The following is a 14,178-nucleotide window of genomic DNA, read 5'->3' as shown; positions in this document are numbered from 1 at the left end:
CCTTTGGCTGGACCAATCGCAACCGTCATACGGTTGTTGCATGAATCGGCGCATAGGCTGCTCGAAAGCAACGGTGAGAATCCAATGCCCGGCGCAGAGCCCCGCACTTTCCGCAGCATGTTCATCTCCGATATCCATCTCGGATCGAAGGCGGCGAAGGCCGACTTCCTGATCGATTTTCTGCGCTACCACGATGCCGACATCATCTATCTCGTCGGCGATATCGTCGACGGCTGGCGCCTGAGACGCAGCTGGCACTGGCCGCAGAGCCACAACGACGTCGTCCAGAAACTGCTCCGCAAGGCACGCAAGGGCGCCAGCATCACCTATATCGCAGGCAATCATGATGAGTTCGCGCGCCAGTTCCAGGGCGTGCATTTCGGCGGCATCGTCGTCGCCGACCGTGCCATCCACGAGACCGCCGACGGCAAGCGTTTGCTGGTCATCCATGGCGACCAGTTCGACACCGTCGTCCACAATCAGCGCTGGCTGGCCTATCTCGGCGACTACGCCTATGACGGAGCGATGCTGGTCAACCGCGTCATCACGCGACTGCGTCAACTGCTCGGCCTTTCCTACTGGTCGTTCTCGTCCTGGGCCAAGGTCAAGGTCAAGAAGGCGGTGAACTTCATCGGTTCGTTCCAGACGGTGCTGACCGAGGAGGCGCGCCGCTCGCATGTCGACGGCGTCATCTGCGGGCACATCCATCATGCGGCGATCGAGAATTTCGAGGACGTGCAATATATCAACACCGGTGACTGGGTCGAAAGCTGCACGGCGGTGGTCGAGCATTTCGACGGCCGGATGGAGATCCTGACCTGGGCGCATGTCCTGCCTGAGGCGCCGGACGAGCCGTTCATCCCAATGCTCATCGAGGACAGGGTGGTCGAGGCTGCCTGACAGTGCATTAATTAGGGCGACGTGCGCCCACTTGGACGCACAATGTACGCCCTAACACTTTCTAATCTACGCATCGTGCTCTCCGAAAATCGGAATCGATTTTCGGGCCGATGCGTTGGTCCAGGCGGTTTCGACTCACTTTCCCGCATGTTAGGGATCGATGCGCGTTGCAGCCGACGAATGCAGCGTCATTGGATCGATTCATGTCCCTGCCGCCGCTTTCGCCCGAACAGCTCGTCAAGCCGCGCCATTTCGAGCTGCGCATGAGCTTGATCTTCTTCACGCTTTTCGTGCCGCTGGGCACGCATTTGCCTTACTTTCCGCTGTGGCTGCAGGCAAAGGGTTTTCATGCCGAGCAAATAGCGGTCATTCTCGCCGCGCCGATGTTCCTGCGTGTGGTGACCACGCCGTTGCTTACCGCGCTCGCCGACCGGGCGAGGGACCGCGCCAATGTCTATATCGCGCTGGTCGCCGCATCGCTGGTGCTGGCCGCCGGCTACTTCCTGCCACCGACCTACGCCATGGTGCTCGCCGTGTCGCTGGCGCTTGCCGTCGTCTGGACGCCGCACTCGCCGATCGCCGATTCGCTGGCGCTGTCGGGCGTGCGCCGCTTCGGCTCGAATTACGCAAGCATGCGCAAATGGGGATCGATCTCCTATCTCTGCGCCAATCTTGCCGGCGGCTTCATCCTGTCCGCGACCAGCGCCGGGGCTGTCCCGGTGATCATCTTCGTGGCGTTTGCCGCAGCCCTTGCCGTCGGACTGATTGCGCCGCGGCTTGGTCGTCCCCGACGGGCCTCGCCACTGTCAGCCAGCGATATCCAGCAATCGGCGCCGAAACTTCTTAATGCGTATTTCCTGTATTTCTCCATCGGCGTCGGCGTCATCACCGCCAGCCATGCGTTTCTCTACGGTTTCGTGTCGATCTACTGGAAATCGATCGGCATCAGCGATTCGGTTGTCGGGCTGCTGTGGGGATGGGGCGTGGTGGCCGAGATTTGCATGTTTTTGGCCTTCACCCGTGTGTTCGGCTCATTCTCCGTCGTGTCGATCATGGTGATAGCCGGGATCGGCTCGATCGTCCGCTGGATCGCTTTCCCGCTGATCTGGCCGCTTGGTCTTGGCGTCGCCGGATTTTTCGCTGTCCAGACGCTGCATGCCATTTCCGTGGCGCTGGTGCTGATCGGCCTGCAGAAGATGATCGGCGAAACAGTCGCGGAGGAACGAACCGGCGCAGCGCAAGGCATCGCATATTTCTCCAACGGCTTTTTCACGGCTGTCGTCACGCTTCTGTCCGGCCCGCTCTACGACCGCTTCGGCGTGGACGGCTTTTTCGCCATGATCCCGATCGCCCTGATCGGGCTGACGCTGATCGGATTTGCGGCTCGTTCAGCCCCACAGCACCGGATCGGGGGGTGATACTAGCGATCCCTGGTAGACGAGGCCCGGCACGCGGTCGCGGGCCAGCAGCAGCGGACCGTCGAGATCGACGAAATCGGCATCCTGGGCGAGCAGCACGGCCGGCGCCATGGCAAGCGACGTGCCGACCATGCAGCCGACCATGACGCCGAAACCCAGTTCGCGGGCGCGGTTGCGAAGGGCGAGGGCCGCCGTCAGCCCGCCCGCCTTGTCGAGCTTGATGTTGACGGCATCGTAGAGGCCGACCATCGAGGCGAGGTCCTTCGCCTCGTGCACGCTCTCGTCGGCGCAGATCGGCACCGGATGCGCGATGTGGCGAAGGATGCCGTCACGGCCCGCGGGAAGCGGCTGTTCGATCAGCGCGATGCGTTGCTCCGCGGCAAAGGCGAGGTTTTCCACGATGTTATCGTCCGTCCAGCCCTCATTGGCGTCGAGGATGATGCGGCTTTGCGGTGCCGCCTCGGTGACGGCGCGGATACGGGCGATGTCGTTGTCGCCGCCGATCTTGACCTTGAGCAGCGGACGCATGGCGTTGGCGCGGGCCTGTGCGGCCATCGCTTCCGGCTCGCCGAGCGACAACGTGTAGGCCGTCTCCAGCGTCCGCAACGGAACCGCGCCTATCGCGCGCGCCACTGGTGTTCCGGTAATCTTCGCCTCCAGATCCCAGAGCGCGCAGTCGATGGCGTTGCGCGCGGCACCCGCCGGCATGGCGTCGAGCAGCCCAACCCGGTCGATGCCGCCTGCAATCCGTTCCCGCATGGCCTCGATCGCTGCGTGGACGCCATCCATGTTTTCGCCGTAGCGCTTGTAGGGGACGCATTCGCCGCGCCCGGTATGGCTGCCCTGCCTGATCGTGCAAATGATCACCTCGGCCTCGGTCTTCGAGCCGCGCGAAATGGTGAAGGCGCCGGCGATGGGAAAGCGCTCGGCCTCGACCGAAATGACACGCGCCATATTTTTCTGCTCCGGCTGTGCGAGAAGGGGCTTGTCGGCAAATCGACAGCTCGACCCCGTCAGGCTAAACAGGACGCCATGTTGACCACCCGCAAACGTTTCGCAAGCGGCACCCCCAGCGAGGCCGACCCCCGGCCGCGCGTTGAGGTTGGTGAAGAGGGCGATGTTCTGCGCTGCGCCTTCGCCGGCAACTGGACGACGCGCACCGTGGCACTGGTCGATGCCGAGATGCGCAAGATCGAGAAACGCAGCGGTTTCAAGACGCTTACGCTCGATCTTTCCCATATTGAAAAGATGGATACCGCCGGCGCCTGGCTGATCGACCGCCTGGTCAGCGTCTTCGAAAAGAAGGGTGTCGAGATCGACCTGCAGGGGCAAAGCGAGATCGCCTCCATCCTGCTCGGCGCGGTCGGCGACGCGGTTCGGCGCGAGCCTGAGTCGGGCATTGCAAGACCGCCGAACATCGTCATCCGTGCGCTCGAGGCGGTTGGCCGTCGCGTTTACGAGATGCGCGACGATTTCCTGGCCTCGATGAACATTCTTGGCGCCACGATACAAGGCTCGCAGATGAAGCTTGGCCGCGGCCATGCGGTCAATCCGGCGGCAATCTTCAACCAGATCGATCGCATGGGCGTCGGCGCCATACCAGTGGTGGTGCTGATGTCGGCCATCGTCGGCGCGATCGTTGCCCAACAAGGCGCCTATCAGCTCAGCTACTTCGGCGCCGACATCTTTGTCGTCGACCTGGTCGGGGTGCTGATCCTGCGCGAGCTCGGCGTGCTGATGACCGCGATCATGATCGCTGGCCGCTCGGGCAGCGCCATCACCGCTGAAATCGGTTCGATGAAGATGCGCGAGGAGGTCGACGCGCTGAAGGTCATCGGGCTCAATCCGATCGGCGTCCTGGTATTTCCGCGGCTGGTCGCGCTGGTGATCGCGCTGCCTTGCCTGACGATCATCGCCAATTTCGCGGCCCTTGGCGGCGGCATCCTGGCCGCATGGCTCTATTCCGACATCCCGCCGGCGGCCTTTATCGACCGGCTGCGCGTCGCCATCGATATCAGCACCATCTTTGCCGGCCTGATCAAGGCACCGTTCATGGCCATGATCATCGGCACGATCGCCTCCGTCGAAGGCATGAAAGTTGGCGGCAGCGCAGAATCGCTCGGGCAGCACGTGACCGCTTCCGTGGTGAAGTCGATCTTCGTGGTCATCATCCTCGACGGGCTTTTCGCCATGTTCTACGCGGCGATCGAGTTCTGACATGACAATGCAGGACAGCACAGAGGCATCCAGGGTTGCGGCGGAAGCCGACGAAGACGAGATCGTGCTTTCGGCGCACGACATCACCGTCTCCTTCGGTGACAAGGTCATTCTCGATCATCTGTCGCTCGATATCAGGCGCGGCGAGATCCTCGGCTTTGTCGGCGCTTCAGGCGCCGGCAAGTCGGTTCTGTTGCGCACCATCCTCGGCCTGACGCGCAAGCAATCGGGGACGATCAAGCTGTTCGGCGTCGATGTCGAAAAGGCGAGCGAAAGGGAGCGTCTTCGCATCGACATGCGCCTCGGCGTCCTCTTTCAGCACGGCGCGCTGTTTTCCGCACTCACGGTGCTTGAAAATGTGCAGGTACCGATGCGTGAGTATCTCGACTTGCCGCGAAAGCTGATGGACGAGCTGGCGATGCTCAAGGTCGAACTGGTCGGGCTACCACCGGATGCGGCGCAGAAATTCCCTTCCGAGCTTTCCGGCGGCATGATCAAGCGCGCGGCACTGGCGCGCGCATTGGCGCTCGACCCCGACATCGTCTTTCTCGACGAGCCGACATCCGGCCTTGATCCGATCAGTGCTGCGGAGTTCGACGAACTGGTCGTCAAGCTGCGCGATACCATGGATTTGACCGTTTATATGGTCACGCACGATCTCGACACGCTGTTCACCGCCTGCGATCGGGTGGCCGTGCTCGGCAAAAAGAAGGTGCTGGTCGAAGGCACGATCGACGACATGCTCAAAAGCGAGGAACCGTGGGTGAAATCCTATTTCCGCGGAAAACGTGCCCGGCAACTTGATCTTGCGGCGCGCGCATAGCCATAAGTGAGGCAATGGAAACCAGAGCCAACTACGTTATTGTCGGCATTTTCACGCTGGCCGCGATCCTGGCGGCTTTTGCGTTCGTCTATTGGACGGCCGCAATCGGTGACAAGGGTGAGACGGTGATGCTGCGTGTGCGCATCCCCGGCTCGGCGTCCGGTCTCGGCCGCGGCAGTTTCGTGCTGTTCAACGGTGTCAAGGTCGGCGATGTCAGGCGCGTCTATATCGACGTCGACAATCCGACCGCCGCTATCGCCGACACCGAGATAGACCGCATGACGCCGATCACCAAGTCGACGCAGGCCGATATCGGGCTTGCCGGCCTTACAGGCCAGGCCAATATCGAACTCAAGGGCGCCGATCCCAAGGAAGTGAAGCTTCTCGACCAGGCGGAAGCGGAAGGCAAGGTCGCCGAGATCGTCGCCAACCCGTCGGCGGTCACCAATTTGTTGCAAACGGCGCAGAACATCTTCACCCGCGCCGACACGGTTCTCACCCAGCTCGAAGGCTTCACCAAGGACGTTCGCGGGCCGCTGACGCAGACCGTCAACAATGTGCAGACCTTCTCGGACGCGCTGGCCAAGAACTCCGACGGTATCGACAAATTCCTCGCCAGCGTCAGTTCGCTGTCGGACGAGTTGAAGGGCGTTTCCGGCAAGCTCGACGGGACGCTGAAGGCGGCCGAGGGGCTGCTCAATGCCGTCGACAAGGACCAGATCAAGAGCATCGTCGCCAATGTCGATACGGTGACCGGCAATCTGAAGGAAACCTCGAAGCAGTTCGATACCGTCATCAAGAATGTCGACACGGCTGTGGGGTCGATCAACGACTTCGCACAAAAGACGCAAGGCACGCTGACCAAGGTCGACGGCGTTCTCGACGGCATCGACCCGGCGCAGGTTCGCACCGCGCTGGCCAACATCCAGAAAGCCAGCGAAAACGCCAACAAGGCTGCCGCCGATATCGCCAAGGTGACCGATAAATTCGCCGACCGAAGCGACGACATCGACGAAACGATCAAGGATGCACACCAGCTCGCGGGGCGCCTCAACGACGCTTCGGTGCGCGTCGACGGCATTCTCGCCAAGGTCGACACATTGCTGGGCTCCGGCCAGGCGGACGGCGTGATGGCCGATGCCAGGAATACGCTGAAGTCGTTCAAGCAGGTCGCCGATACGCTGAACGCCCGCCTCGGCACCATCACCGACAATCTGGCGCGATTCTCCGGCCAGGGCCTGCAAAACGTCGAGGCGCTGGTCCAGGACAGTCGCCGCTCGATCAACCGTATCGAAGAGGCGGTGACGGACCTCAGCCGCAATCCGCAGCGGATACTTTCAGGGGGAGAAGGCGAGGTTCGACAGTTCGATGGCAGGGCGCGGCGTTGACTTCGGCCTTCGCACCCAGCAAAAACATGGACCACCAATGCAGGTTGACCTTACGATCTGGGGACAACGAGGCCGGGTATTGCGGGGATCGCGTGTGAAGTCGTTTTGGGTCAAATCGGGCGGCGTCAGATCGGCTGTGGCATTGCTTGCCCTGACCCTTGCCAGTTGCGCGGCCTTGCCGGGCGGCGGCCCGGCTCCGCTCGATACGTTCGAGCTTTCGGCGCCATCGCTTGACGCGCGCAGCCACAGCCGCCGCCAGATACTCATCGCCCAGCCGTCGGCGCTCAAGGCGCTGGACAGCCAGAACATCGTCATCAGGCCGTCCGATCGGTCGATCCAGTATCTCAAGGGCGCGCAGTGGGCCGATCGGCTGCCGCTGATCGTGCAGGCGCGGCTCGCCGAGACGTTCCAGCGTTCGGGCAGCTTCGCCGGCGTTGGCAAGCCGGGCGAGGGGCTGGCGATCGATTACCAGGTGATCGTCGAGGTCCGGTCCTTCGACGTCCGCGTCGATGGCGGCGAACACGCCGAGGTCGATCTGTTCGTGCGGATACTGAACGACCGCAACGGCGAGGTGCGCGCATCGAAGAGCTTTACCGCGAGCGCGCCCGTCTCGGGCAGCGGCAACCAGGCCTATGTCGGCGCACTCGACAACGCCTTCGGCGACGCGGCCAGGGACATCGTGCGCTGGACTGATTCGGTGATCTGAGAGAAACAAGGCCGGCTGCGGAACCTGCGGATCGAGAATGAAAAAGGCGGGAAAATCTCCCGCCTTTTTTGATTCCCTATTGCCTGATCAATGCAGGCGGCCGCTGGCGTGGGCAAGCATGGTGTAGACCTTGCCGGTGTCCGACGTCAGGTAGGTCTGCGCCATGATGTTGTCGCGATCGTTGCGCGACACGTCCTTGAGCAGCTTCTCGAAATCGTCGCAGTAGCGGTCGACGGCGGCGCGGAATTCCGCCTCGGTCTGATATTTGCGGCGGATTTCGTCGAAAGTCTGCTGGCCCTTCAGCGTGTAGAGACGCCGCGTGAACACGTCGCGCTCGCCACGCCGATAGCGGTTCCACAATTCGATCGAAGCATCGTGATCGATGGCTCGGGCGATATCGACGGAAAGCGAGTTGAGCGACTCCATGACATGAAGCGGCGAACGCTGGGCAGGGGCCGGGCGCGTTTCGGCCGGAGCGACGGGCCTGGCTTCCTCTTCGCGCGATGCCCCGGTCAGGAGATCGCGCACCCAGCCACCCTGAGGCGTCCGGGCATTGGGATCGCGCTGACGCGCCGTCTCAACTGGGCGCTCCAGGTCGCGCAAGGCGGACCCGCCCAACGGCACTTGCGGCGCACGAAGCTCCGGCTGCGGCGCCGGCGACGGGTTCCGGCGTGGCGGCTCGGGAGCGCGTGCGACAGGCGCCTGCGGCGCCGGACGCAGGCTGCGTGGCTCCGAGGGATCGGTGGCGCCGCGGCCGGATTTCGCAACGATATCCGAAAGTTCCTTCAACGCGTTGATCTGTTCGGAAACAGCACGGCGGATGGCCGTGGTCGATTCCTTTGCTTCCTCCGGCATCTCGATGACGCCCTTTTTGAGCTCGGCGCGGGTGAGGTCGAGCTCGCTCTTGATCGAGCCCGCCGTGCGCCGCATCTCCTCGGTTGCGTCGGCGAAACGCTTGGTTGCCGAATCGACGACCTCTGAAATGGCGGACCGGATCTTGTCGGCCGATTCCAGTGTCTTGCCTTCCGCGTTCTGCAGCGTCTGGCCGACCAGGTTCTCGAACGAGCGCATCACCTTTTCCAGGTCCTCCGACTTCTTGACCAGGCCGACGGCGAGATCTTCCAGTGAGGATTGGCGCTCCAGCGTGTGTTCGAGGTTGGCCTGGGCCGAGCCCAACAGGTCCGAAGCGCTGGACAGCAGCCGGCTGTGCTCGTCGAACTTGGTGGCGATCGAGGCGACCTCGCGCAAGGTGGCGGACGACAGTTCGGTAAGCCGGGTCGTGTTCGAATCGACCAGGCGCGCCGAACTGGCGAAGGTCTGCGCGGCTTTTTCGGTCGTCGCGGCAAAGCTCTGCGTGCTGCCGCTCAGGCGTTCGTCGACCTGGCCGAGATTGGTCGCCGCCTGCTCGATCAACTGACCGAGCTGCGCACTGGATGTGCTCATGCGGCCGATGAGCTCGGCGACACTGTCGGCGAGCGTCGAGCGTGCGCCCTCGACGGCCGACAGCGTTTCGGCGGTGCGGCTGGCGAGCGCGTTGACTAGAGCAGCATTTTCGCTGCGCAGCTTCTCGGTGGCGCGCTCAGTGACTTCTTCCATGCTCTTTTGCAGTTCCGAGCCGCCCTGGGCGAAGCGTTCGACCAGAGGCCGTGCCGTTTCGTCGAGGATTTTCGATATCTCGGCCGAACGCGCCGCAAGCATGGTGTTGAGCTCGCGAGTGTTGGAGCCGATGGTCTTCGCTGCGTCGTTGGTGCTCTGGCCGATATGCTGGCCGACCGCGGTAAAGGTCTCGGCGATTGCGTTGGCGCGTGAAATGAGTTGCGCCTCGGCGGTTGAAACCTGCTCGTTGAGCCTCTGGCCCACCGTTTCGGTGGTGTAGGCGAGACGGTTCTCGACGCCGGCAAGTTGCTCCTCGACGCGAGCCGCCGCAGCCGCCGCGCTTGACGCCAGGCGCTCATCGGCGCCGGCCAGCGCCTGCTCGATTTCGCGCGCATGGACGGCAAGATCCTGACCGGTCAGCCTTGCACGCTCGGCAACACGCTGCTCGGTGCTGGCGAAGGCACCGACTATGTTGTCGGCATGCTCGCCGATCGTCGAGGTGCTGTCGGCGATGCGCGCCACCAGGCGGTGATCGGCTTCGTCGAAGATGCGGCCGATCTCGGAGGCGCGCGCCGACAGTGCCTCCGAGCCTTCGGCAATGCGCGACATCAACTGCTGGTCGGCGGCATCGAAGATGCGGCCGAGGTCCGACGCACGTGCCGCAAGTGCTTCGGCCGATTCGCCGATGCGCACGGTCAGCCGTTCGTCGGCGCCTTCGAAATTACGCAGGATATCGCCGGCGCGTGCGGCCAGCGACTGTGCTGTTTCGACGGCGCGGGCAACCAGTTTCTGGTCCGCCGCATCGAATGTTCCGGCGATCTCGCCGGCACGGGCGGCCAGTTGATCGGCTGTTGCCTGGGCGCGCGCCAGCAAGGAGTTCGACGTGTCGTCGACACGGGCCATGAGTGCGCTCGATGTATCCTCGGCGCGGGCAATAAGCGCGCTCGACGTGTCCTGTGCACGCGCTGCAAGGCGGCGATCCGCCTCCTCGAAGGTGCGGGCGATATCCTCTGCCCTGGCAAGCAGGGCAGCCGAGGTCTGCTCGGCGCGTTCGGCGATCTTGCGGTCGGCGTCGCTGAACGCCACACCCGCCTGCTCATGCAGCGCGCTGGTGACTTCCATGACCTTCTCGCGCAGCGCTCCAGCAACGAAAACAGCGCTCTTCTCAAGCACGGCGCGGACGTTGTCGACGCCTGTCGACAACGCGCGCTCCATGGTTCCGGCGCGCTCCTCGATGATACCCGTCTGCCGGCTGAACGCCTGCTCGATCTTTTCGACGTCGGCTGCGATGGCATCCGAGATGTCGGTGCTTCGGGCGGCGATCTGGTCGATATGGCTGGACAGGGAACGGTCGACGTCCTTCCGCGTGTCGGCAAGTTTGGAAAGATCGTCGTCCAAGGCGCGGGTCAGCATGTCGCGGCCTTCGGCGAGCTTGCCGACATGGCCGGTAATGATGTCGTCGACTTCGCCACGGCTTGCCGCAAGCCTTTCCAGATCGGCCTCCAGCGCGCGCCTTAGTATGTCGCGGCCTTCAGCCAATTTCTCGACCTGGCCAGCGACCAGCCCATCGATACTTGAGCGGCTTTCGGCCAGCTTGGCGAGATCGTCCTCAAGCGCCTTCGACAGCGTCGAGCGGTCCTGCAGGAGTTTTTCGGCATGGCTGCCGACGAGGCTGTTGACGTTGCCGAGATCGGCTTCCAGCGCCCGCGCAAACTCCGCGCGATTGTCGGTCAATTGCTGGGACTGGTCCGCAACGACGCCCTTGATCGTGTTGAGATCGGCTTCCAGCGCGCGCCTCAGTATGTCGCGGCCTTCGGCCAATTTCTCGACCTGGCCGGCGACCAGCCCGTCGATGCTCGAACGGCTTTCCGCCAGTTTGGCGAGATCGTCCTCAAGCGCCTTCGACAGCGTCGAGCGGTCCTGCAGGAGTTTTTCGGCATGGCTGCCGACGAGGCTGTTGACGTTGCCGAGATCGGCTTCCAGCGCCCGCGCAAACTCCGCGCGATTGTCGGTCAACTGCTTGGACTGGTCGGCGACGACGCCCTTGATCGTATTAAGGTCCGCTTCCAGCGCGCGCCTGAGAATGTCGCGTCCTTCGGACAGCTTCTCGACCTGGCCGGCGACCAGCCCGTCGATGCTTGAGCGGCTTTCCGCCAGCCTGGCGAGATCGTCCTCAAGAGCCTTCGACAAGGCCGAACGGTCCTCGACCAACTTCTCGGCGTGGCTGTTGACGAGATTGTTGACGCTGCCGAGATCGGCTTCCAGTGCGCGCTTGAGGATATCGCGGCCCTCGGCCAGCTTCTCGACCTGGCCGGCTACCAGGCCGTCGATGCTCGAGCGGCTTTCGGCCAGCTTGGCGAGATCGTCCTCGAGCGCCTTCGACAGTGTCGAGCGGTCCTCGGCGAGCCTGTTCATGTGGTCGGAGATAAGACTGTTGACGCTCTGCAAGTCCGTTTCCAGCGCTCGTGAAAGCTGGTTGCGGTCTTCCGCCAGCCTATCGGACTGGCCAGCGATAACGCCCTTGATCGTGTTCAGGTCGGTTTCCAGAGCGCGCTTGAGGATATCGCGGCCTTCGGCCAGCTTCTCGACCTGACCGGCGACCAGGCCGTCGATGCTCGAGCGGCTTTCGGCCAGCTTGGCGAGGTCGGCCTCGAGCGTTTGCGACAACAGGCTGCGATCCTCGGCAAGCCGGCCCGAATGGCTCTCGATCAGGCCCCTGATGCCGGACAGGTCGTCGTCAAGCGAACGCGACAGTCCGGCGCGGTCTTCCGCCAGTTTCGCGGAATGGCTCTCGATCAAGTCCTTGATGCCGACAATGTCGGTTTCCAGTGCCTTGGCCAGGACGGCTCGACCTTCGGCGATCTTTTCAACCTGGGCGGCGACCAGCCCGTCAATGCCGGCGCGGTTGTCGGCCAGCTTGGCGAGGTCGGCCTCCAGCGCCCGCGAAAGAATGCCGCGACCCTCAGCAAGCTTTCCGACGTGTCCGGCAACCATTTCATCAATGATTGTACGGGCTTGCACAAGTTTCCCGGAGTCTTCGTCGAGGGCAAGCGCAAGCCTGTTGCGGCCTTCTTCGAGCCTTTCGAGATGGCTACCGAGCGAAGCGTCGATGGCGGCGCGCGACTCGTTGACCTTGCGCAGATCCTCCTCGAGCGCGCGCGCGATCAGGCTGCGGCCCTCGGCAAGTTTCTGCACCTGGTCAGTCACGGCTGCGTCGATGCCGACGCGGCTTTCGGCGAACTTCTCCAGATCGGCCTGCATTGCCGCCGTCATGCGCTCGCGGCTTTCCGACAGCTTGCGGCTGTGGTTTTCGACGGCCTCCTCGATGCCGACGCGGGCGTCGGCAAGTCGCTGGATATCGCTGTCGAAGGAACGGGAAACGACATGGCGCGCCGCTTCCATGCGCCCGGCGAAGTCGCTGGCACGCGCTTCAAGCATGGATGAGGTCGACGAAACGATGTCGGCCATGTCGGCGCCGATCTGGGTCTTGCCCTGATCGATCATCACCGACAGCGTGTCCTTGCTTTCCTGGAAGGTGTGGGCGATTTCGCGTGCGCGTTCGACCAGCGTCTCGTTGATCTGGCGTGCACGGGCCTCCAGCGCGGCGTTGAGCTTCTGCGTGCCGGTGTCCAGCGCTTCGGCGCGGGTCTGGAATTCGCCGATCAGCGCCTGGCCGCGTTCGGCAAGCGTGCGCTCGATGCCGCTAAGGCTGGCTTCGAACTCGGAACTCAGCGTGCGCGCGGCGCCGCCGAGCAGCGACACCATGCCGTTGGTCCGGTCGTCGAGCAGGTCGGTCAGCGACCGTGTCAGGCCATCGGTCGTGTCCGTCAGTTTGGCGATGCGCGTATCGAGAAGGCTGGCGAAGGCCTCGCCGGAGGTCGACAGCCGGTCGGTGATCGTATCGAGGCGACCTTCCACCTGATCGAAGATCGACATCGAGCTTCCGTTGATCCTGTCGATCAATGTATCGCCGGAATTGGTGATGGTCATAGACAGCTGGGTCGAAGCGTTGAGGATGCTGTCGCGGATGAGGTCGCTGGCAGAGCCGATTTCTTCCTTCAGCGTCTCATGCGCGCCGGCGATCGACGCGCGCACGCGCTCGGCGTGGGTGACCACGGCTTCGCGCTCGCTGCCCAGCCCGTCGACGAGCGTACGGATGCGGGTTTCGTTTTCCGAATAGGAGCGTTCGATCTGGTTCACCTCGCTGTGGACCAGGGTTTCGAGCTCGACGGCGCGCGCCAGCGTGCGCTCGATGCCTTCGCCCATGGCCGCCACCTCGCGGCGAACGGCCTGGCCGATCATCATGACGCGATCCTGGGCAAGGCTTTCCGGTTCGGCCAGGCGGAAGGCCACTTCCGTCATCGACTGGGCGGCGATGCGCATCTCCTGGGCGCGGCGGATCATGGCGGCAAACGCCCAGAACAGGATAACGGGCAGGATTGCCGCGACCGCCAGGCCGATCAGTTCGGGACGGGCCAGAAACTGGTCAAGCGTGCGGATTTTCCAGATATCCGGTCCGAACAGCAGATTGGCCAACGCTCCAGCGCCGGCAAGCCAGACGAGCGAAACGATCGCCACAACCCAATAGATCGTGTTCGAGGCGCGCCGATTGAGGCTGTGGAGAAGCGTCTTGTAATCCTTTTGACGATCGTCGTTGGCTGGCGCGAAACCGGCCGGCTGCGAGCCATTGCGCGTTTCCACCGGGCGCAATTCGGCGGGCTTGGCCTTCGCCGCGGGTTTCGCGCTCTGGCTCTGGTTGGCTGTGGGCGCCGTCTTTTGACTTTGGTTTGCGTGGCTTTGGTTTGCGAGGGGCGCTACCGTCTCGCTCTGGCTGACGACAGGCTCCGCATCCTGGTTGCGGCCTTCGCGCGCCAACTCGTCCGCAGCCTGCGATATCTGCGCTTCCAGATCTTCCATCGACGCCGCGATGTCGAGATCGCCGCCGGCGTCCCCGCTCAGGTCGATATCAAGCGCTTTTTCGAGTTCCTTGGCTACGTCGCTGTCGAGCGTTCTTGTCGTCGTTGTTTTCTTCGCCATGCCTTCGCTACCCTGTACAAGCTGCCGCGGGACTTATGATTGTGATTTTCGCATCCCGCGCAGGAGGCTGAAAAATGGACCCCTCGTATCGTA

8 protein-coding genes are annotated in these 14,178 nt (G+C 63.2%); 6 read left to right on the top strand and 2 right to left on the bottom strand.

From position 1 onward, the window contains the following. Positions 1-84 precede the first annotated feature (84 nt). Together C9427_RS04275 and C9427_RS04270 are read left to right on the top strand one after the other, a co-directional pair. Positions 85-900 (top strand): UDP-2,3-diacylglucosamine diphosphatase, encoded by an 816-nt coding sequence (locus tag C9427_RS04275; RefSeq protein ID WP_107648184.1) that lies wholly within the window; start codon positions 85-87, stop codon positions 898-900. 203 nt (positions 901-1,103) lie between these two features. Beyond that, positions 1,104-2,318 (top strand): MFS transporter, encoded by a 1,215-nt coding sequence (locus C9427_RS04270; protein WP_107647950.1) that lies wholly within the window; start codon positions 1,104-1,106, stop codon positions 2,316-2,318. Here the strand turns inward: C9427_RS04270 and dgcA are convergent. Next, positions 2,289-3,272 carry an N-acetyl-D-Glu racemase DgcA gene (dgcA, locus tag C9427_RS04265; protein WP_107647949.1) on the bottom strand — a complete coding sequence of 328 codons (984 nt, stop codon included), beginning with the start codon at positions 3,270-3,272 and terminating at the stop codon, positions 2,289-2,291. The genes C9427_RS04270 and dgcA overlap by 30 nt on opposite strands. A 78-nt stretch (positions 3,273-3,350) precedes the next feature. On the opposite strand from dgcA, the gene C9427_RS04260 reads away from it, so the two are divergent. The 4 genes from C9427_RS04260 to C9427_RS04245 are packed head-to-tail and all read left to right on the top strand — an operon-like array spanning position 3,351 to position 7,452. Beyond that, positions 3,351-4,535: an ABC transporter permease gene (locus C9427_RS04260; RefSeq protein WP_107647948.1), complete on the top strand. Its 1,185-nt coding sequence runs from the start codon at positions 3,351-3,353 to the stop codon at positions 4,533-4,535. Between the two features lies 1 nt (position 4,536). After that, entirely contained in the window at positions 4,537-5,358 is an 822-nt protein-coding gene (locus C9427_RS04255; protein ID WP_107647947.1) for an ABC transporter ATP-binding protein, read from the top strand. Positions 5,359-5,372: 14 nt separating this feature from the next. Beyond that, entirely contained in the window at positions 5,373-6,746 is a 1,374-nt protein-coding gene (locus C9427_RS04250; protein ID WP_107647946.1) for an MlaD family protein, read from the top strand. Positions 6,747-6,783: 37 nt separating this feature from the next. Further along, positions 6,784-7,452, top strand: coding sequence for an ABC-type transport auxiliary lipoprotein family protein (locus C9427_RS04245; RefSeq protein ID WP_245436986.1), 669 nt, complete (start codon positions 6,784-6,786; stop codon positions 7,450-7,452). A gap of 87 nt (positions 7,453-7,539) precedes the next feature. Here the strand turns inward: C9427_RS04245 and C9427_RS04240 are convergent, their stop codons facing one another. Continuing rightward, complete coding sequence (locus C9427_RS04240; protein WP_107647944.1) at positions 7,540-14,085, bottom strand: kinesin; 6,546 nt, start codon at positions 14,083-14,085, stop codon at positions 7,540-7,542. Positions 14,086-14,178: the final 93 nt, after the last annotated feature.

The sequence above is a fragment of the Mesorhizobium helmanticense genome (assembly GCF_003034915.1).
GTDB classification, from domain to species: Bacteria; Pseudomonadota; Alphaproteobacteria; order Rhizobiales; family Rhizobiaceae; genus Mesorhizobium; species Mesorhizobium helmanticense.
The sequence above is the reverse complement of the archived record's forward strand: the minus strand, read 5'-3'. Positions and strand labels throughout refer to the sequence as shown.